The 20,365-nt window shown below is 38.7% G+C and carries 18 protein-coding genes; 10 read left to right on the top strand and 8 right to left on the bottom strand.

Annotated features, from left to right (window positions below; all coding sequences use genetic code 11):
- Positions 1-15: 15 nt before the first annotated feature.
- Entirely contained in the window at positions 16-1,443 is a 1,428-nt protein-coding gene (locus CNR22_00575) for an ATPase (GenBank protein ID PBQ30314.1), read from the top strand.
- A 157-nt stretch (positions 1,444-1,600) separates the two neighbouring features.
- Positions 1,601-2,536: a hypothetical protein gene (locus tag CNR22_00570; GenBank protein ID PBQ30313.1), complete on the top strand. Its 936-nt coding sequence runs from the start codon at positions 1,601-1,603 to the stop codon at positions 2,534-2,536.
- Between the two features lie 102 nt (positions 2,537-2,638).
- On the opposite strand, the gene CNR22_00565 is transcribed toward CNR22_00570, so the two are convergent.
- Genes CNR22_00565 through CNR22_00555 form a run of 3 tightly spaced genes read right to left on the bottom strand, consistent with a single transcriptional unit; the run spans position 2,639 to position 4,369 of the window.
- A complete protein-coding gene (locus tag CNR22_00565; protein PBQ30312.1) occupies positions 2,639-2,821 on the bottom strand; it encodes a twin-arginine translocase TatA/TatE family subunit in 183 nt (60 codons plus the stop codon).
- 9 nt (positions 2,822-2,830) lie between these two features.
- A complete protein-coding gene (locus CNR22_00560; GenBank protein PBQ30311.1) occupies positions 2,831-3,661 on the bottom strand; it encodes a hypothetical protein in 831 nt (276 codons plus the stop codon).
- Between the two features lie 24 nt (positions 3,662-3,685).
- Positions 3,686-4,369, bottom strand: coding sequence for a Tat (twin-arginine translocation) pathway signal sequence containing protein (locus tag CNR22_00555; protein ID PBQ34781.1), 684 nt, complete (start codon positions 4,367-4,369; stop codon positions 3,686-3,688).
- 264 nt (positions 4,370-4,633) lie between these two features.
- Between CNR22_00555 and CNR22_00550 the strand changes: the two genes are divergently transcribed.
- Positions 4,634-5,053, top strand: a complete 420-nt coding sequence (locus tag CNR22_00550) for a hypothetical protein (GenBank protein ID PBQ30310.1) — start codon at positions 4,634-4,636, stop codon at positions 5,051-5,053.
- Here the strand turns inward: CNR22_00550 and CNR22_00545 are convergent, their stop codons facing one another.
- A complete protein-coding gene (locus CNR22_00545; protein PBQ30309.1) occupies positions 5,054-5,686 on the bottom strand; it encodes a hypothetical protein in 633 nt (210 codons plus the stop codon). It abuts the gene before it with no gap.
- 7 nt (positions 5,687-5,693) lie between these two features.
- Positions 5,694-6,758: a hypothetical protein gene (locus CNR22_00540; GenBank protein ID PBQ30308.1), complete on the bottom strand. Its 1,065-nt coding sequence runs from the start codon at positions 6,756-6,758 to the stop codon at positions 5,694-5,696.
- Positions 6,759-6,872: 114 nt separating this feature from the next.
- Between CNR22_00540 and CNR22_00535 the strand changes: the two genes are divergently transcribed.
- The 7 genes from CNR22_00535 (at position 6,873) to CNR22_00505 (ending at position 18,351) form a co-directional block, all read left to right on the top strand.
- Complete coding sequence (locus CNR22_00535; GenBank protein ID PBQ30307.1) at positions 6,873-7,640, top strand: hypothetical protein; 768 nt, start codon at positions 6,873-6,875, stop codon at positions 7,638-7,640.
- A gap of 71 nt (positions 7,641-7,711) precedes the next feature.
- Entirely contained in the window at positions 7,712-8,767 is a 1,056-nt protein-coding gene (locus CNR22_00530) for a UDP-glucuronosyltransferase (GenBank protein PBQ30306.1), read from the top strand.
- A 232-nt stretch (positions 8,768-8,999) separates the two neighbouring features.
- Positions 9,000-13,790: a hypothetical protein gene (locus CNR22_00525; protein PBQ30305.1), complete on the top strand. Its 4,791-nt coding sequence runs from the start codon at positions 9,000-9,002 to the stop codon at positions 13,788-13,790.
- Positions 13,791-13,816: 26 nt separating this feature from the next.
- Complete coding sequence (locus CNR22_00520; GenBank protein ID PBQ30304.1) at positions 13,817-14,728, top strand: hypothetical protein; 912 nt, start codon at positions 13,817-13,819, stop codon at positions 14,726-14,728.
- On the top strand, positions 14,610-16,934 hold the full coding sequence (locus CNR22_00515; GenBank protein PBQ30303.1) for a hypothetical protein: 2,325 nt from the start codon (positions 14,610-14,612) through the stop codon (positions 16,932-16,934). The genes CNR22_00520 and CNR22_00515 overlap by 119 nt, the downstream gene beginning before the upstream one ends.
- Positions 16,935-17,280: 346 nt before the next feature.
- Positions 17,281-17,649 carry a hypothetical protein gene (locus CNR22_00510; protein PBQ30302.1) on the top strand — a complete coding sequence of 123 codons (369 nt, stop codon included), beginning with the start codon at positions 17,281-17,283 and terminating at the stop codon, positions 17,647-17,649.
- A 150-nt stretch (positions 17,650-17,799) separates the two neighbouring features.
- On the top strand, positions 17,800-18,351 hold the full coding sequence (locus tag CNR22_00505) for a hypothetical protein (GenBank protein PBQ30301.1): 552 nt from the start codon (positions 17,800-17,802) through the stop codon (positions 18,349-18,351).
- A 39-nt stretch (positions 18,352-18,390) separates the two neighbouring features.
- On the opposite strand, the gene CNR22_00500 is transcribed toward CNR22_00505, so the two are convergent.
- The 3 genes from CNR22_00500 to CNR22_00490 form a co-directional block, all read right to left on the bottom strand.
- Positions 18,391-19,392: a hypothetical protein gene (locus CNR22_00500; protein ID PBQ30300.1), complete on the bottom strand. Its 1,002-nt coding sequence runs from the start codon at positions 19,390-19,392 to the stop codon at positions 18,391-18,393.
- Between the two features lie 80 nt (positions 19,393-19,472).
- Positions 19,473-19,904, bottom strand: a complete 432-nt coding sequence (locus CNR22_00495) for a hypothetical protein (protein ID PBQ30299.1) — start codon at positions 19,902-19,904, stop codon at positions 19,473-19,475.
- Positions 19,905-20,045: 141 nt separating this feature from the next.
- Entirely contained in the window at positions 20,046-20,360 is a 315-nt protein-coding gene (locus CNR22_00490) for a hypothetical protein (protein PBQ30298.1), read from the bottom strand.
- Positions 20,361-20,365 lie beyond the last annotated feature (5 nt).

The raw sequence follows: 20,365 nt of genomic DNA, 5'->3' as shown, positions 1-20,365 counted from the left end.
ATAGTTATAGCCAAAATGAATACTAACCTGATAGGTCGAAAAGAAGAGATTGCTATTCTTAATGAAAAGTTTTACTCTTCAAAATCTGAATTCGTAGCTCTATACGGCAGACGGAGAGTAGGAAAAACATTTCTGATACGGAATTTATTTGAAGGGAAATTTACGTTTCGTCTGACTGGTCTGGGGCAGGCGGGTCTTGAGTTACAACTGGCCAATTTTCAGGAAGCGATGCAGGAGCAATATCCGAAAGTCAGGCAAAAAAAAGCGCTTAACTGGATGGATGCCTTTCGTGGTTTAAGAAGTGTTATCGAGAAATCAAAACATAAGAAAAAAATAATTTTCATTGATGAGTTGCCCTGGTTCGATACTCCTCATTCTGGCTTTATTCCCGCACTAGAGCATTTTTGGAATAGTTGGGCCTCTGCCCGTAAAGATATTCTGCTTATAGTGTGTGGATCTGCAGCTTCGTGGATGATAAACACGCTGATAAATAACAAAGGTGGATTGCATAACCGTGTTACGCAAAAATTAAGGATTGCACCTTTTTCATTGGAAGAATGCGAGGAGTTACTGAGAAAAAGAAAAAATCACTTAGACCGCTACCAGCTTATTCAGCTCTATATGGTGCTTGGTGGCAATCCATTTTACTGGGATGCGATAAAAAAAGGACAGAGCGCGGCGCAAACAATCAACTCCCTTTGTTTTGGATCAAACGGGCTGTTAACCGGTGAGTTTGATAATTTATTTAAATCATTATTTGCCAAAGCCGAGCGGCATGAAGCAATTGTTACAGCGCTGGCAAGAAAGAGCAGGGGGCTAAGCCGCGAAGAAATAAGTAAAGCAAGTAAGTTGGCCAATGGAGGTGGATTCACAAGGTTGTTAAACGAACTGGAAGAAAGTGGATTTATTAGAAAATATATTCCTTTCGGAAAAACATCGCGCAATAGCTTGTATCAGTTAACCGATTTATTTTCTTTGTTTCATATCCGTTTTATAAAAGATCACAAATCAAAGGATCGTGATTATTGGCTAAAAATGATAGATAATCCTCTGCACAGAGCTTGGAGTGGTTATGCGTTCGAGCAGGTATGTCTTAATCATACAGCGCAGTTAAAAAAAGCTCTTGGAATAGGAGGTGTTGAAACAGAAATATCGGCCTGGCGAAGCATAAAAACAAAAGATGGCGCTCAGGTAGATCTTATAATTGACAGGCGGGATAATGTCATTAATTTGTGTGAAATGAAGTTTTCTATTAATCGGTTTGTGATAGATAAAAAATACGACCGGGAATTGCGCCATAAAGCCGGAACTTTTAAAAATGAAACAGGTACACGCAAATCTGTTTTTCTAACCATGGTAACTACCTTTGGGTTACAGCCTAATTTATATTCCGGAAACGTTCAAAGCGATCTAAACATGACTGCCTTGTTTGAACAGGTATAAGCTTTTTTCTTCTACGTATTTCTGAAAGTACCCAGTTTGGGAAATAATATCCTCCGGACTTTTCTATTCCTACTGGTATTCCTTGATTTAACGCCTTTTTTCAATTTTTAACATCTGGTATTAGAATTGAACTGAATAGTATAAATTCCACAAGACTATGGGCATGCTCTCACATACAAGCTCAGCCGGTAAACAAAATTTGTTTGGTGCTGAGCAAAAAAAAGGAAACTGGGAACTCGATCTTAAACAAAATAATTTATCGTGGTCTCCTGAGCAATTTAGCTTGTACGGCTACGAACCAAACGAACTTATACTCAACGATGAGTATTTTATTATCAATACTACTCATCCATCCGACATTGAGCGTATTACTGCTACCATTAACGAAGCATTGCGTAAAAGTGACGGATACGCTTTTAAACGTCGTATTATTAAAAAGAACGGGAGCCTCGGTTTTGTGGAGACGCAGGCAAAAATTATCCGTTCTAAGAACGGAATTCCTGAAAAAATTATCGGCACCACTAGCGATATCGGAGGTCATTCTGAGAATGGATTTTACGATTACAGTGATCCTCTTTTTTTCAAAATGTTTTATTCAAAGTACAAAAAAGCCATAACGGCAGAGATCTATAAATGGACGTATAATAACACGCTTTCAAAAGATCTTTGCCAGGAAATATTTTTAAAGGCATGGCACAACATGTCAAAATACGATGCAACAAAAGGAGAATTGTATACCTGGCTTATAAATATTGCGCGAAACCACTGCAAGGATTACCTGCGCTCAAAATATTTCAGATACCATCAGTTAACTCAGAATTATGACTGTGCGCCAGAGCCTGCTTATGAAGAAACCGTTTCAGATTTTGAAAATAAACAGGTGAAAGAGCTCATATTGCGTTTACCACTGGATCAACGGGAGATTATTGAACTTCTTTTTATACAAGGTTTTACTCAAACAGAAGTAGCGACAATGAAACAACTTCCACTGGGCACAGTGAAATCAAGAAGCAGAATTGCCCTTAAATTTCTTAGAGATATTTTGCTGGCTCCTCAAAATGCTATGTTAAAGGAAGAACTTTCTTTTTGTTAAACCATTAAATTACCGGCACACGAATTATACTTGAATTTTCAGATAGGTATATTAAAAAAAAAGCAGGAATAAAATTCCTGCTTTTTAGTTATAAGCCTGCTGTTAGATTCCTTGTTTGTCTTTGTCATCAGACACCTGAGAAGCTTCTTTGAAATCTTTAACTCCTTTCCCAAGTCCTTTCATTAATTCAGGAATTTTTTTACCTCCGAATAATAACAGAACGATAATTAAAACGATAATGATTTCCTGTGCTCCCATAAATGCCAGTAAAAATTGATGTATCATGACAGTAGATTATACAATAAATAAATTTGCAATAGCTAAAACCTCTGTATCTGTTAGTGGTTCGTCGAAGGCTTCGGTAATAGCATTTGTGCCAACAGTTGTTACACTACTTAAGTTTAATGTACCTTGCGTTGTGTTGTCTTCTCCGTTATAAACGGCCTGAGTTGCTGAAGGTAGTGTTCCGCGGCTGTTACCGGTAATCCATCCTTTAGTGCTGGTATCACCATTCTTAGCTCTAAGTCTTCTTACTTCACTTGCGTGACGAGCTTCTACAGCCTGAATTTGAAGTGCTGCCTGAAGTACCGTGTCATTTGTGATGAGATTTCCGGCTTGTCCTTTATAAGCGCGCACTCCAGTGTCTTCGAACGCCTGAGCCAAAGCTAGAAAATCGCCATAAACAAAAAACGGGTTAAATGCACCATTTGCCGTGAAATCAAAGTTTGGAGAATTTACCGGTGTACCTCCTAAAGAAGTGATGGTAGATTTTAAAAACGTTACGTGTTGATTTTCGTGTTTTCCAATCTGTGTAAAGATAGCTTTATCAGATGCCGGAATTAAAGCGAGTGCTGCATTTCCCTGATTGTAAAAGCTTGACTCTAAATATTCAAGTGTTAAGGCAAAATTTAACACATCTACTATCGATGCAGTAGATCTTCCACCGCCACCTGCTTTTGCGTCGGTTGGAAGTGCTGCAATAATACCCAGCGGAAGGGCTGCCTGTAAAATAGATTTTCCTGATTTTCCTATAGTGAAAAGAGATTCACGACGGGATTGCGATTTTGTTTCTGTTAAATCGAAATTTGTATCGCCTAATTTTTCTAATATGTTTAATAGTTTCATAAAATATGTTTTTAAAATAAATAATTAGCTTGTTGGAAGATTACTTGCGTCAATTTTGGTTTTGATATAAGATCCGGCAATCGCCAATACCTGCGATGGAGTTTTAGCGCCGTCAAGACCATTGATGTCGATTACATCGTCGCCTGCAAAGTCGGACGATTTTGGGTTTAGCAGATCGCGGATGGCTGACGCGTGTCTTGCTTCTACAGAAACAATTTTACCTGCAATGAGCAAATAATTAGGATCTACAATTAATTTTCCAGCGCCGTTGTAAGCCGCTACTCCTAAGTCTTCAAATGCCTTAGCTGTATTTAATACACTTGAACGGTTAGTGAAATCAATAGATGCGAAATTAACCTCTAAGGCTTGAATAGCGCTTGCTCCTAACGCTGCTTTCAAAAATTCGCGGTGAGCTATTTCATGTAATTTTAAGTCGGAAAGAATTTGTGTTTCTTCAGCAGTCATGCCTGAAAAAGGGGAGTCCATCACTTTCGTATAAAAAGCAGCTTCTAACTGCTCAAGTGCATAAGCATAATTTAAAACTCCAATATCTCCGCTTCCAAGGTTAACGCCTTTATCTTCTGTAGCTGGTGGCGCTTCTTCTTCTGTTTTTTTATCTTTTTTACAACCTGCCATTACAAGTCCTGTAGTTGCCAGAACTGCGCCTGTGTATTTTAAAAAACCACCTCTCCCGATAGGTTTTTTCATAAAGTCTAATAATTCATTTTCATTTGTTTTCATAAGTATAGAGTTATGTTGTTTTAGAAGTATACGAGAGGATTCTGAGCCTGGATTTTATTAAGTTTAGATTTAACAGTTTGGGAAATGAATTGCCCAATCCCAGTACTAGCATGCTTTTTGAGCGGAGTGCTTTTATTTTTTTTTGATGCGAGCGGTTAAAGTGCATGTTTTGATGATCCGAAGTGTGCAGATATTCGTAATGTTATTTGTAAGGCATCTTAATTTTTTATCATGAAAGCAATCGACATAATCAAAAAAATTTACTCTGAAAGAGGACAGGAGTATCCTGGTGAAAAAACACTGGAGGTATTGCCAATAAGTGATTTAAGCGTTCATAAACGTGAATTCTGGAGTTTGAGTGTTACCGCTGATCCAGGTTCCTATTTTGTTTCTATGGATAAAAAGTTCATGAACAAATCAAGCTGGACCTGCAAGTTTCCTATAAAAGATCTGGAAGAGGGTATTAAATTATGCGCTGATCTGTCAAAGGATTTTGGAACGTTGCCCTGCAAAATGGATGCGCTAAAGCAATTAAATTCCCGGGAACAACTTTTTCTTGCCATTCACATACATCCTGAATTTAGTTTTACCCCTTCGTCTAAGGCAAAACCAGCTACTCAGGAAGTGGTTTTAAATTATTTTAATGCCTGATCAATTATAAAGCCAGATCAGGAGCGGTTTTTTCTTTTTCTGTAAAATCTTATCCGCTTCTCTCATCGTTTCATTTGAAATAACCGGACAGCCCTGGCTCCAGCCCATCGGCAAATGTTGAGGGAATATCTCATTTTCAGGAACGGGATCGTAAGAATGAAGCACAACTATCCTTTTAAAAGCGTTGGAATTTGTTTTTTCAAGTCCATACATTTTGTAGTGTACGCCGATGCCCCAATTGCTGAAGGCGCGTTTTCCGGTTTTATATTTTCCGAGAGAACTACAATAACTCCCTGGCTCATTACTAAATACAGGGAGTTCAGGAGTACTATACTTACCCATACCATGACAAACAAGACTTGAACATAAAATCTTTTTTTGCTGAAGATCTGCGATGTAAAAACGTTTTTTTCCTGAATGTAAACTCATATCCGAAAAAAATGCGATGGTAGTATCGAGTTTTTGTTTTCTGCAAAATGCGAGCGCTTCGCTGAATTTCTGTAATGCAATGGGAGCATTAACTGCGGTTACTTTTCTTTTATCTGACTTAGCACCTTTAACATACACCTTCACATGAGAGTGAAAAATCAAACTCATTGAAGCAAAGAGAACGATTGTAAGAAGCCGTTTCATGTTTTGTTTAGTGCAGTTTTATGATTTTTTCGAGTTGTGTTTTACCGTCGCAGTTAAGTTCTAACATATAGAGGCCATTTTCGAGTGTTTCTATTGAAATATGGGTGAGGGGATCATTGCCGGACCCCGAGAGGAGTGTCTTTCCCAACCCATTTATGATTTTGTAATCAAGGTTTTTATATCCTGCAGGTAATACTATTGAAAGGTAATCCGAAACAGGAACCGGATAGATAACGGCGAAATTTGTTTTTAAAGAGCGTTCCTGAATTCCTAAGCACACATATACTTGTATGGCACCACTACTAGCGCAGCCGTTGCTTGTGTTAGTTATTACGACATTGTAATTTCCAGGACTGTTTACTGTTAACGTCTTACTATTTAACCCGGTGGCTACTACGTTAAAAGGTGGGGTCCATGAGTAGGTGAGGTTAACCGTTGATTGAAGATTCGGACTTATGTTTAGAGTACCATCCGGACAAGCCAAACCAACAGGGTCGCTGTAAATAATAGCAGGATAAATTTTATTATTCGTGATACTGAGAGTAGCAGTGTTTCTGCAGCCATTGGCGGGATTAGTTCCAGTAACGGTATAAGTGCCAGCCGTTCCGGCAACGCAATTGGGCCCGGGAGCACAAGGGAATGCCGAGCCCCAGCTAAAATGTGTTACGGTCATGTTACTTGAAGCCTGCAGTTGAACCGTGTTTATGATGCAGGTAAGAGCGTTGAGGTTTGACGTTAAAGAAACTGTGGGAGCAGTAGTGTTGGACGTTACCTGGTAAGTTTGGCTACTAGCGCTTGTTGCAGAGGCTATAGTGATAGAGAATACACCAGGGTTTGTTAGTGCTAAGGAGCTGGAGTTTGAAACAAGACTACCTGTAACGGTATTTACCCAGCTATAGGTGAGAGGCCCGCTGTAATTTGAAGAGACATAAAGAGTAATTAATGAATTTGTACAAGTGATGGTATTTGTGCCTGTAGAAGTATTTACTGAAAATGAAAGTTGTGCGGTAAGGTGCAAAGAGAAGGTATATAAAAAAAACAGCAGACCGATTTTATAACGTGATTTCTTCATTGTTAAGTATAAATTATAGAGATGAGAATTTGGGTAAAAATTAAATACTTGCTATGCACTAAGATACTGGTTTTTAAGAAATTTATCTCTTTTATTGTTATCTTTCATTTCTAAATCAAGAGTATCAAAACCATATTTTATACTGCCACTATTTCCCTTGCGGTCTTACTGCTTCTGGTGTTTTTTACGGCTATCCCGTTTACGGCCTGTTCACCAAACAGTTATTGGTGCGAGATAGCTTATGCTATAACGAGTTCGGGGGGACCAATTGGTTTCTTTATTTTATTGGTTATTACCAGCTTTTTTTATGCCTCGAGTGCTCAGGGGAAACGGGATAAACTTCTTGTTTTTTGCAAATCGTTTTTAACCCTTGTTGTTTTTTTTGCGGTGCTGGCATTTATAAATGAGCGTTATACAAAACCTATTTTAAAATCACAAAGACCGAGTCACGTTTATATGCTAAATAAAACAGGACTCTCCAACGTCATTGATTCCCTTTACCAGTTGGACAAACAGGCAAGAAAAGACTTTTTTGATGCCCTTGTCAAAACCCATCCTGCTGAATTCAGTCAGATAGCCCCGCAGATCCAGCATCACTGGGTGGATGAAGCAGGCTTTTCGTTTCCAAGCGGACATAGTTTTAATGCTTTTTTATTTGCTATGATTTTGTCATACGCTATTTATTTGAACCGCAGTTATCCGAAGCTGCGTTTTTTGTTTTTGATTCCTTTCGTGTGGGCGGTATTGGTAGCAGTGTCGCGTGTTGCTATTGGCGCTCACTCAGCATTTGATGTTTGCGCCGGCGCTGGTTTGGGAATTATTTTAGGGTTTCTTTTTTTGTATATGGGTAAGACAAGGCATTGGTTAACCCGAAAAAATTAAGATCCTGATCTATTCTGGTGGCTATTAAAAGAGTACCAATAAAGACTAATTAAAAGCAGTTAAACGGATATATGAATATACTTTATGGAGTGCCTGGAGAAGGCATGGGACACGCAACACGCAGTAAGGTTGTAATCGACCATCTCCTCGGGAAGGGACATGAATTATGTATCGTGTCGAGCGGAAGAGCTTTTCAGTTTTTGGATAAAAGTTTCCCTGGAAAGGTTATCGAAATTAAAGGATTTCATTTTGCTTATAAAAATGCGAAGGTTTCTAAAAGTGCAACATTTTTGAGTAATCTGAAATCTGCAGCTAAAAATTTGATTCACAATACTTATAAAAAACTGGAGATAGAGCGCTTATTTGTGGCAGACTTTGTGATCAGTGATTTTGAGAGCTTCAGTTTTTTCTATGCAAAAACGCATAAACTTCCCATTGTAAGTATTGACAATATGCAGATAATGGACCGCTGTGATCTGGCTATTGACATAAGCAGTGAAGAGAAAAATAATTATAAACTAGCTAAAAACATTGTGAAAGCAAAAGTTCCGTTTTGTGATCATTATTTGATAAGCAGTTTTTTTGATGCAGATATAAGGAAAAAAAATACCAGTATAGTTCCACCCATTGTGCGTAAGGCCATTCAGCAAGAAAAAACAAGTGAAGGGAACCATATTTTAATGTATCAGACTAGTAGCAGTTTAAAAACAGTTCGCGAAATTTTACATAAAATTCCATCTGAAGTATTTTATGTTTATGGTATGAACCAGGATGAAACAGATGGAAATGTTGTTTTTAAATCTTTCAGCGAACAGGGATTTATCAGCGATTTAGCTTCGGCAAAAGCGGTGGTTGCTAATGGCGGGTTTTCATTTATAAGTGAAGCCGTTTATTTAAAGAAACCCATTTATTCTTTTCCAATTCAAAATCAATTTGAGCAATGGATGAATGCAGCTTATATTGAACGGCTCGGATATGGAAGGCACTTTAAAGATCTTCACCCTGATAATTTAAAAGCTTTTCTTTTTGATCTTCCGCTTTTTAAAAAAAATCTGTCTTCTTATCATCAGTCAGCAAACGACCTGTTGTTTGCGAATCTGGACCGCCTTCTGCAAAAAATAAAGTAGATATCCTTGATTCCTGTTTTGGGAAAAATACTTCCCACTCTTTACGTGTTTGACTTCTGATCCCAGCTTCGGCAATTATTCTCCCATCTGAAAAACCGTGGAGGGCCTACATAGCCTTATGCGTGGCGAGCAAGGAGGGTTAAATAATATCAATTTTTGATTTTTTGGCATAAAATTAACATACGTGGTAGTGCCTCTAGAACTTTAACGTTGATCTTATAAAATCATCTTCATGATAAAACATTACCTAAAAACAAGTGCGCTATTTTTAATGTTGCATGCTTTTCTTTTTACAAAAGCCCAGATAGTAACGCCTTTTTCGAGTATTTATCAAACACACCAGAAAGGTGGAATCGTATTTCTTTCTAACTCTGCGCTGGGATGTTCGGCCGACCCTTCAACGGCTACAGGAACCTGCCAGGTTGCATCTCAGGAACTTCCGCTCCTTGGTACTACAACTAATAACAATTACACGGCTGCATATATTGATATTGATGGAGATGCAACTACATTTATGTCAAGCTCGGATGCACTTAATTTACCTTCGTGTTCACAAATAACGAAAGCTTTTTTATTTTGGGGAGCATCTGACAATACTACCCCTGGTTACAACCAGATTAAACTAAAGGTAAACAGTGGGTCTTATCAGAATGTAGTTTCTACATCGTCTCTGGCCAATACAACCGGTTTTAACTCTTACCACTGCTATGCGGATGTAACTGCCTTACTGGCGGGTGCCACAGGTAATGCCACCATAACAGTTGCAGATATTCCTTCATCCTCTGTGGGATTGGCAAATGTTTTTGGAAGCTGGAATCTTGTTGTTGTTTATAAGAACGACGCAATGACAATGCGCCATCTGAATGTTTATAATGGTCTGGCGTATGTTTCAGCTTTATCTCCTTTGATCAATATTCCCATCTCGGGGTTTTTAACTCCGGCAGTGTTAACTCCTTCATTTGAAATTGGTGTTTATAGTCATGATGGTGACAGAGGAAGCGGAACAGATGGCATTTCGTTTAACGGAAGCTTACTCTTTACCCCCCTGGTTGATATTTCAAATCCCCTAGGTGATGTGTTTAACAGCACTGCCACTAACAATGGAATCAGCAGCAGTTTTAGAAATCCTTCGGTGTTAAATACCACCGGTTACGATGCAGATATTTTTGTTCCGCTTAATACACCTGTGTTGACTCCTTATTTGAATAACAGCGCAACAACGGCTACTGTTCAGTTAACAACAGCAACAGATAATTACCTGGCACAGGTTCTAACATCTGCGATCGATTCGCAGGAGCCGGATCTTAGAGTAACCTTAAGTGCGTCTGATGTGAACGGAGGTAGTCTTGCGCCTGGTGATATTGTGCGTTACAGAGCAACAGGAAATAATGTCGGCACAGACAATGCCATTAATTCTATTATTACATGCTCACTCGATCCCCGTGTATCGTATATAGCTAACTCAACTTCTATAGTGTATGGATCGGGTACAGGCTCTAAAACAGATGCCTCAAGCGATGACGAAGTCGACTACAATGCAACCACGCATGTTTTAAGAATAAGAGTTGGAAGCGGCTCTTCGGCAACAACTGGTGGAACAATTACTAATTCTTCTTCGGGAGTTGACAGTACTGTTGTTACATATAGTGTGATGGTTTCATCAAGTTGTTTAAGATTATCCTGCAACAGTACTTTTACCGCATCGGCTGTTATCAGTGGGGTAGGAGCAGCGCTCAATCACACCGTAACGTCTTTGAGTACTCCGGGGACATTTACAAATGGCTGCGCGATTTCAGGCGTCACCTCGTCAACCGTTAGTACTTCTACTTGTGCTGCACCCAGTGCCTCAAATTCCTCTCCGGCTTGTTCAGGGGGTAGTGTTACTCTTAATGCGAGTTTTGATCCGGAAGCAAGTTATGTATGGTCTGGTCCCAATGCTTATACGGCAACGGGCATGTCACCAACGCTTACTGCGATTACTACTTCTCTTTCGGGTATTTATACAGTTACCCTCACTATTCCTGCTACCACTTGTTCTGCTGTTGCAACAACATCGCTTAGCGTTATCAATTGTCCGCCAGCAGCTACCGACGACTTTACTACTACAGTAATCAATACCAGTGTTAGTGGAAATGCAGCAGCCAACGATATTAACGGAATTCCTAACGGAACATTTGCAATTCTTACGCAGCCGGCTAACGGCACTATAACCATGAATGCATCTACTGGAATTTATTCTTTTACTCCCGCTGCAAACTTTACGGGCGTTACCACTGCCACTTATCAGGTTTGTAATGGTTTGCCGGTTGTGTGTGCAACAGCGGCAATTAATGTAACTGTATACCCACTATTAGTAGCCAATGCAGATATTATTTATACCACCCCCTCAACCGCCACAAGCGGAAGTTTACTTACGAATGATACTGGCATTTCTTCTACTGCCATTTATTCCGTTTCATTAACACAGCCTGCAGTTTCGTCGGGAAGCATTACCTTTGATCCAGCTACAGGCCACTATACATTTACTCCAGGAGCATCTTTTAATGGCACGGCGCAAGCTTCTTACACCGTTTGCAATATAAGCGTCAATCCTCAGCAATGCAGTAGTGCTACTATAACTATAAATGTCTCTAATTTACCGGTAGCAATTGATGATGGAGCTGCAACAGTAATAAATACACCTGTTACCGGAGATGCAAGTGTGAATGATTCAGGAACCTTAGGGGGGATCTATACTTTCGGTATACTCAATCCTTCTACCGGAACAATAACAGGAAATCTACTGGGACAATATTCTTTCACTCCGGCCGCTGGTTTCACCGGAACAACTTCTGTTACTTACACGCTTTGTAATTTGAGTCCTCCTCCTTGTTCTACAGCTACAATTACTTTTACAGTTTATCCACTTATTAACGCAGTTGCAGATGCTATTGTAACAACCCCGTCTACAACTGCTAATGGAAATTTGTTAACCAACGACAATGGTATTACAACAAGCGCGTCGTATTCCGTATCTATCACTCAAATTTCTGCAACAACGGGTACTTTAATTGTGGATGCGGCAAGCGGATCTTACACATTTGTTCCTGCGCCAACGTTTACAGGTGTTGCGCAGACTACTTACACGGTTTGTAACATCAGCGTGAATCCTCAGCAGTGTAGTTCTGCAACCATTGCTATTGCAGTGGGCAATTTTCCGATGGCTGCAAATGATGCTACTTATACTTTGCTGAATACAACGGTGAGTGGAGATGTAAGTACAAATGATACAAACACTCTGGGCGGAACTTATTCTTTTGCAAATCCATCTTCTGGAACACTCACAACGAATGCTGCAACAGGTGAATATACTTTTACTCCCGGAAACGGATTCACTGGAACGCTCTCTGTAAGTTATACGCTTTGTACAGCAATTTCACCACCTTGTGCGAGTGCAGTTCTTACTTTTACCGTTTATCCGCTCTTGAAAGCAAATCCTGATTTGGTAAATGCCGTTATCAGTTCGTCTGTTACAGGTAATTTAGCTACCAATGATTCAGGGCTTGTTACCGGAGGCATTTACAGTGTTGTTGTAAGTCCAATTCCTGCAACGGTAGGAACTGTTGTCGTGAATAGTTCTACAGGTCAATTTACATTTACTCCTTTTGCTGGATTTACAGGCAGTACAGTAACCAGTTACACGCTTTCTCAGTATGTGGGCGCCTTGCAAATTCAAACCAGTGTTACCACCGTAACGTTTGTGGTCTCGAATGGTGGCTCTGCCATTGGTATTGCTAAATCTATACAAAAGGTAAATTATCCGAATAACGGAACCATTGAATTGAGTTATAGGTTTGTTGTAAAAAATTACAGCAGTACACAGCTTGTTAATGTTTCGATAACGGATGATCTTTCAGCGACCTTTCCTTCTCCAAGCACTTATACTATCATCGCTACACCGCAATTAAAAAGTCTGCCTTTATCACAAATCGCTGTCAATAATCAGTATACAGGATCAGGCAATGGTATAGACTTACTCGTTCCAGGAGCATCTACACTTGCTCCGGGTCGCTCAGATACGCTTGTGTTTACAGTAGCTGTTGATCCGCATGACGTGCTGGTTTTTTATTCAAACAGTGCTCTGGGAAAAGCTTTACTTGGCGATTCAAGTATTTCTGATGTTTCTGTAAATGGTATAAATCCTGATCCGGATAATGATTTTGATCCTTCTAATAATACCGCCGCTACGACTTTTAGTTACAATCTTGTAAAAATAGGTATTGCCAAGTCAGCAGGCAGATCACAAAGCGTGGGTAACGGCTTGTATGAGGTCACTTTCAAATTCACCGTTAAAAACTACGGAAGCGCGAATATCTACAACGTGCTGGTTTTTGATAATTTGGATATGACTTTTGGCTCACCGGCTAACTATACAGTTCTTGGATCACCAACAAGCGCTAACGGATTTTTGATTCCGGATAATTCTTACAATGGATCCGCCAATAATAATCTTATTCAATATTCCAGTCAGTTAGGGTTTGGTACAACCGACACTTTATATCTGCGTGTTAAGTACCGTAGTTTGCAAGTTAGAACTTTCTCAAACACGGCGACAGCTTATGCGTATGGCATTCCGAATGGAGGTTTTACAGGAGTTGATATTTCCACGAACGGAACAAATCCTGATTTAAACAATAATAATAGTGCACGCGACGAAGATGAAAATCAACCTACCGTGTTTGAACCTAGCGAGGACTTTGAGATTCCACAAGGATTCTCTCCTAACGGTGATGGGGTTAACGACAGGTTCGAAATAAAAGGCCTTAAAGAGTATCCGAATATGGAAGTGAGTATTTTAAACCGTTGGGGTAACCTTGTTTATTCAAAAGCTCAGTATGATAATAGTTGGGATGGTACAAGCAAAGAAGGCCTTCAATATGGTGGCAGCGATCTTCCCGAAGGAACTTATTTCTACATCATAGATTTAGGAACCGATCAAAAACCTTTAAAAGGATACATCTATTTAAACAGATCAGTACGTTAATTTATTTTGCCTAATTATAACTCACTATGAATAGAATATTAATACTCAGCCTGCTCTTTATCAGCCGTCTTTCATGGGCGCAGCAGGACCCCATGTTTACGCATTATATGTTCAACACGCTTTGGATGAATCCCGCATATGCCGGAACCCGGGAAGCTTTGACTATTACAGGTATCCATCGCTCTCAGTGGGTGGGTTTTGACGGCGCGCCGCAAGATCAGTCATTAACTTTACACACGCCTGTCCTTAATGGAAAAATGGGATTGGGATTAAGTGTAGTGAACGACAAGATTGGCCCTGTACAAAGAACAATGATAGCTGTAGATGTCGCCTATCACATCCAACTCACCAAGAAAAGTAAATTAGGTTTGGGTATAAAGGGACTTGTGGATATTTATAAAAATTCTATAAGTACCTTACGATTAAACGACGATGCCGATAATTCCTTCGGCCAAAATTACAATGCTACATTGCCAAACGCCGGCGCCGGAATCTATTATTACAGAGAACGCTTTTATGCTGGAATATCTACACCGCAACTTTTACAAAATAAACTGAATGGTAGCTTGGTTTCAGCTTCACAGGAACAGAGACATTTTTATTTTATCATCGGAGGTGTTATTCCTATGAATAAGAATCTCAAATTTAAACCTACCGGATTTATTAAAGCTACTGCGGGAGCGCCAATTCAAGGCGATGTAACAGCTAGTTTTTTAATGTTTGACAAGTTTAGCCTGGGTGCAATGTACAGAACAGGTGATGCTTTTGGCGGACTCATAGGCTTTCAATTCACTGATCAATTCACTGCCGGTTACTCTTATGATTTCTCTACCCAAAATACTACGGGAAAGTATAATTCGGGAAGTCACGAAATTATGTTGCGTTACGATCTTATTTACAAGTCGACACGCAAGATTAAATCCATGCGCTATTTTTAACATCACACATTATACTATGAAAAAAATACTTCTACTTCTTACGCTTATTTTCCCTTTGGCAATTTTCGGACAAGCCTATCTGAAAAAAGCGCATAAGCATTACCTTAACTACAATTATCCTAAAGTTATTTTTAAACTGGAGGATAGAAAAACCCTTCCAACCAATGCTAACCGTGAGTTAGCGGATAGTTACCGAAGAACCGGCAATTATCAGAAAGCTGAATCTACGTATGAAAAAGTGGTAAGCTCGAATGACAGAACCGCGAAAGATGTTTATGACTATGCGCAGGTTCTTAAAATAAATAACAAGCATGCAGAGGCGCAAACTCAAATGACGGCTTATGCTCAATTAAACGCGTCCGATAGCAGAGCTATGTTATTCAATAAAAATCCGAATTACACTGCTGAACTTTTGAAAGACAAAGGGCAATTTGAGTTAAAAAATTTACTTGTGAATTCAGCAGAGCAGGAATTTGGAGCAGTGTTTTATAAAGACCAGGTTTTTTATGCTTCGAGTTATCATAAAATCGGTCCTACCTGGTATAGTTGGAACGCTAATCAATTACATTTTTTAAATATCTATTCGGGAAAAAGAAATGCCAATGGTGAGATCATGGATCCAAAGCCCGTAAAAAACTTAAATAAAAAATACCATGAAGGGGCCGTAAGTTTTTCAAAAGATGGAAATGATCTTTTTTACACGAGCGATAATTATAAAAAGAGAAGCAAAGACGGAGTTCGTAACCTTCAAATTTATGAACGTAAATTTAAAGATGGTAAGTGGGGATCTAAAATCACCTTTCCCTTAAATAATAAAGACTATTCAGTAGCTCAACCAGCGCTGAGTGCAGATGGTAATGTTTTGTATTTCTCTTCAGATATGCCCGGTGGAAAGGGTGGGGCAGACTTATACAAAGTAACCCGCAATGCAGATGGTACATGGGGAACAGCAGAAAACCTGGGTGAAAAGATCAATACAGAAGGCAACGAAGTATTTCCATTTATTCATGAAAGCGGCGTCTTGTTTTTCTCCTCAGATGGACATCCTGGCCTGGGCGGACTCGATATTTTTGCAGTTCAGGTTACGAATAATCAATTCAGCAAGCTTGTAAATCCTGGCGTGCCTGCCAACAGTAATAAAGACGATTTTGCTTTTATTTTGAGTGAAGATGGAAAGTCGGGCTATATGGCATCTAACCGCGACGGTGGGAAAGGCAACGACGATATTTACGGTTTCAATTTATTAAAACCTTTTGTGTTTGGAAAAACAATTAAAGGAACATCAAAAGATCTCGAAGGAACTACTTTAGCCAATACTGAAGTAAATTTACTGGATAGCAATGATGTTGTATTACGCACGGTTATTACAAAGGAAGACGGTGCTTATTCTTTTGATGTAGAAGAAAATCGCAACTTCAAATTAAGAGGAACAAAAGAAAAATATTTTGATGGAATTACTCCTGTTAAAAGCACTTCACCGCAAGACGTAATTATAGCGAATGTTGAACTCGAAAAACATCCTAACATTGTTATTGTGGCTTTGATAACGGATAAAAAAACGGGAACGCCTTTAGAGGGTGTGAAAATAACCATTACAGATGTTCTTGCTAAAACTACCGAAACGATTATAACGGGCGCAAACGGACAATACATTAAAGAGTTACCTGAAAAACGTTTAAACGATTTTCTGAACTATGATATTTATATAGAGAAAGAAGGCTACCTGCGTAAACATTCAAATTACAGTAAAAAAATTACAAGGCCCGGCGTTTATAATCTTCACGAAACATTAGATTTAAATATGAGTAAAGTGGAAGTAGGTTTGGATATTGCAAAAGCAATAAACTTAAACCCGATTTATTTCGATCTTGCTAAATACAATATTCGTCCTGATGCTGCGATTGAACTCGAAAAAATTATAAGCATCATGAACGAGTATCCTGGCATGGTGGTAGAATTGGGCTCTCATAGTGATTGCCGCGGCGACAAATCATCCAATTTAAAACTATCTGACAAACGTGCAAAAGCCAGCGCTGACTATATACGCAAAAGAATTTCGTATCCGCAACGTATTTTTGGTAAAGGTTACGGCGAATCGAAACTTGTAAACGGCTGCGCTTGCGAGGGCAAAGTGGTTTCATCTTGTTCAGAAGAAGAGCATCAACAAAACAGACGTACGGAGTTTATTATTATTAAGATGAAATAATCTGAGATTAATTTTAAACTTCGGATCTCTTTTCCTGAATGTTTTTTAATGAAATAGTTTGTTTAGTACTTTTTTAAACCTTGATTTTAATAAATAAGATAAGGCGAAACATAATATTTTATAGCTATATAATCCGCCTTCTAACTAATGAGTATTTTTAGTTAACTGTTGAGTAGTCGCGATAATTTTTTTTTGATGTTCTCCAAAATAGAAGAGAATATTCAAAATAAATTTCGAAATTTATCGCGTTCTGTATACGCCTCGACACATATATACATTCACACGCGGTTACCAATTGAGAATTTGTTTTTGCCTTATTTTCATTTTTGAATTCTTTAGTAACGCGTTGCTTTCTCAGTCAAATGTACCGGCTATTTTATTTTTAATAGATCCAAATGTGCGGGTAGACAAACGATTCGAAAATCATAAGGACACAGCCTTTTTTTATTTTGATGAAGGATTTGGAAATGACACTATACAGATTTTGATTGACAATACCGTGAAATTTAAAGGTGTTGTTAGGTCCGATGCTTTTATTGGTTTTGCGTTGCTAAAGGCTATACCCAAAACGCAACGCACAATGGTGACGATTAAACGCAACGGGCAAACTTTTAAGTCTTTTGCATTCCATAAGAATTACAGTTGTCTGCACCTTACCTACTACAGGCGGCAACTGAGCGGCACCTATACTAACCGGAATTATTTTTATTATTAATAAACGGAGTTAATACAAGGCCTGTATTGGCAGAAGCAAGTTTTCGATCTGCCTCTTAACCATCAAATGAAGAAATAAAAGTGAAACATGTAGTTGTTAGTGTGAAATTTTTTTAGGTTTCGGTGAACTTTACTACTTTCACACTCCTTTATGAATAGATTTAACCCATGTCAGTTTTATAAAATAGTCAACTACTTTGGTTTCTTTTTGCTCATTAATTTTACATTCGTTTCATGCACCGGTATTCGTACAATTCCTCCTGCAGAGTTTATGGCCATCGACCAGAATTTTAGTGGCACGTTTACAAACAATGTGTGTAAATTTCGTGGTGTCACCGAAAAAGATAATATGCTTGAGTTGTTTGCAGCAGGCGCATCAAAAGAGGAAAAGTTAAAGATAAGCTTCGATTCCATCGGTCGTCTTAAACTAGCATCTCTGTCTGAAGACTGGTCAGCTGAATTTAATGGAAAATTTAAAAGAGGATTTTATCAAGTTTATTTACGTAAAAAACGAATTGAAATACCGCCGTTTTTTCCGTTCATATATAGTGACGTCGATGTTTACAGGCTTAGAATCGCCTTTCATCCATATGGATATTTGATGGTTGAGAATAACTATTTCAAAGGCAAAAGTATATTTTTTCTGGGTGGCGGCAGAGGGCAAAGGAATTTATATTTTTTTTCGCCCGATAGCTGTAACTGACAGGTTTATGAACCTCCAGGTCCTCACCTAGAGCTAGCTCTACATCAAAATATTATTCTCAGCTTTTAGTTTTTTGGGAACCTCGGTTTCCTTTATCATTTGTAGAAGGTCTATTTCTATGTTTCTGCAGATAGCGGTCATTGGAATATCGTTGATCGCATTCTCAAAAGGATTTTCACTACTGTCGCCCACAACCTCCATGGTATAAAAAATCCAGCTGATTGTTACAGAAATGGGAATAGTTAGCCATACAAGATTTTCGTTGAGCTTTGATAATTCACTATAAATTGAAAAAGGGATAATGCCAACAAGCAGGTATACAAATATCTTACTGTAATAGGCATATTGACGCGGGAAAGGATACCCTTTAATTCTTTCGCAGGCACCTTGTTGGTTATAAAAATCGGCAAGCATTTTCGAAATTTCAACATGGTGAATGTCACTCATACTTTTTTTGGCATACAGATTCTGAAGATCCTGACTTTGTAATTTAATAACATGCACAGCGGGATTGTTTTGCTCCAGCACATAATCTACCTCTTCATCGCTCATGTAACAGCTTAATTCCTTGTCTAACTCTTCGCTGGTAAAATTTGTATCGTGCGACACGATCCGGTTTCCCACTTCCTCAATTTTCCACACCGTATATTTTCTAAGTTGAAGTCTTACCGCTCCTATATACCCAATATGACGTTTAACCATGCGCTTCACAATGACATCAATTTCTTCCCGGCTTATCTCAGAAGAAGGATTTGCAAAATCAAGCAGATACATAGCGAAAATTCTGCTGCTATTAACGTAAGAACCCCATATTTTACGTGCTTCCCAGAGTCTTTCGTAAGAGGAGTTGTTTTTGAAACCCACATAAAAAGCTACAGCTATTCCCGTTACCGAAACCACCGCGAAGGGAAGTCCATTAAATCTTGGTAAAAGATAAGACAACACAAAAACAATAAAGCTTGAGTAAATTGTAAATAAGACTATAGATTTCCAGGTAAACTGGAAAACGATTTTGAAATGAATGTTTTTACCTACGTACATAAAAGTAGTTTGTGTTTTAAAAGTACACTAAACCTGAGTAATTATGCAAATTTTATGCCCTCTACTTATGAGCATTTCATTTAGTCTCTATCCGTACGCCTGTATTCCTGGCTTCTTTGCATCGGACCTTCATTGCGACGCATTTTTATTCTATGCACCGAGTTATCCTCTACCACATACTCTACTAAAAAACGGTTAGAGCGAAATTCCTTAGGTTTTAAAATTTCAAGTTCATCAACGGTGGAAGTTCTGTCGGCTAAATAATCAATTTTAAGAACACTTTTTTTATCGGCATTTTCAAAAACCAGCAAGGATTGAATAGCGTTTTCAGGGTCGTAATACGTAGCAATTATGAGAGCCGTATTTATAGAATCTGGAATTTTAAAACTTTCCATTTGCAGGGAGTCAATGTTCCTTTCAAACTGGTATTCACGTTCAAGCCTGGCATCTTCGGGACTCTGACAAGAGATCAAAAGAAAAAAACTTCCGATAAAAATTTTAGTCGTCACCATGCCTTTTTTTATCTACACCTAAAGATAGAAAAAGTTCATTTCAGTACTAAGTTAATTGGGAAAGGTTGCGGGTTCGCCGTAAAACCATTTTACATGTTTTAAGAGCGAACCACATACCCTTATTCCAGCGTGGACGAAATTTTACTGAATAACAATCGTAAACCCTTGCTCTTCGTATTCCATCCATTCGTAGATCATTACGTCAGATATCATCTCGCGAATTTCATTCTGTTTAGGAACTCTTCCACGAAGCATAACCTTTCCATCTATAACTAATACCGGTAAAAGAAATAAGAAGGAGTTATGCCCTGTGTTTTCAGGATCAGTTATGAGTTTGATGGTGACATTAGCATTTAAGGCTGTAACCGCAGTCATTGCTTCTGTAAAAAGAGCAAAGCTCTCTTCGGAATTGCCACTTGCGTAGATCTCAATTTCCATCTTACTTAACTTACTCATAGTGT

Source organism: Sphingobacteriaceae bacterium (assembly GCA_002319075.1).
Classification (GTDB): Bacteria; Bacteroidota; Bacteroidia; order B-17B0; family Aurantibacillaceae; genus Aurantibacillus.
The sequence above is the reverse complement of the archived record's forward strand: the minus strand, read 5'-3'. Positions and strand labels throughout refer to the sequence as shown.

Coding starts and splice junctions, on each gene's coding strand:
- CNR22_00555 (PBQ34781.1), bottom strand. CDS start 4,369: ATGAAAAAACCTATCGGGAGAGGTGGTTTTTTAAAATACACAGGCGCA.
- CNR22_00575 (PBQ30314.1), top strand. CDS start 16: ATGAATACTAACCTGATAGGTCGAAAAGAAGAGATTGCTATTCTTAAT.
- CNR22_00520 (PBQ30304.1), top strand. CDS start 13,817: ATGAATAGAATATTAATACTCAGCCTGCTCTTTATCAGCCGTCTTTCA.
- CNR22_00545 (PBQ30309.1), bottom strand. CDS start 5,686: ATGAAACGGCTTCTTACAATCGTTCTCTTTGCTTCAATGAGTTTGATT.
- CNR22_00530 (PBQ30306.1), top strand. CDS start 7,712: ATGAATATACTTTATGGAGTGCCTGGAGAAGGCATGGGACACGCAACA.
- CNR22_00515 (PBQ30303.1), top strand. CDS start 14,610: ATGATTTCTCTACCCAAAATACTACGGGAAAGTATAATTCGGGAAGTC.
- CNR22_00550 (PBQ30310.1), top strand. CDS start 4,634: ATGAAAGCAATCGACATAATCAAAAAAATTTACTCTGAAAGAGGACAG.
- CNR22_00495 (PBQ30299.1), bottom strand. CDS start 19,904: ATGGTGACGACTAAAATTTTTATCGGAAGTTTTTTTCTTTTGATCTCT.
- CNR22_00540 (PBQ30308.1), bottom strand. CDS start 6,758: ATGAAGAAATCACGTTATAAAATCGGTCTGCTGTTTTTTTTATATACC.
- CNR22_00505 (PBQ30301.1), top strand. CDS start 17,800: ATGAATAGATTTAACCCATGTCAGTTTTATAAAATAGTCAACTACTTT.
- CNR22_00570 (PBQ30313.1), top strand. CDS start 1,601: ATGGGCATGCTCTCACATACAAGCTCAGCCGGTAAACAAAATTTGTTT.
- CNR22_00500 (PBQ30300.1), bottom strand. CDS start 19,392: ATGTACGTAGGTAAAAACATTCATTTCAAAATCGTTTTCCAGTTTACC.
- CNR22_00525 (PBQ30305.1), top strand. CDS start 9,000: ATGATAAAACATTACCTAAAAACAAGTGCGCTATTTTTAATGTTGCAT.
- CNR22_00560 (PBQ30311.1), bottom strand. CDS start 3,661: ATGAAACTATTAAACATATTAGAAAAATTAGGCGATACAAATTTCGAT.
- CNR22_00565 (PBQ30312.1), bottom strand. CDS start 2,821: ATGATACATCAATTTTTACTGGCATTTATGGGAGCACAGGAAATCATT.
- CNR22_00490 (PBQ30298.1), bottom strand. CDS start 20,360: ATGAGTAAGTTAAGTAAGATGGAAATTGAGATCTACGCAAGTGGCAAT.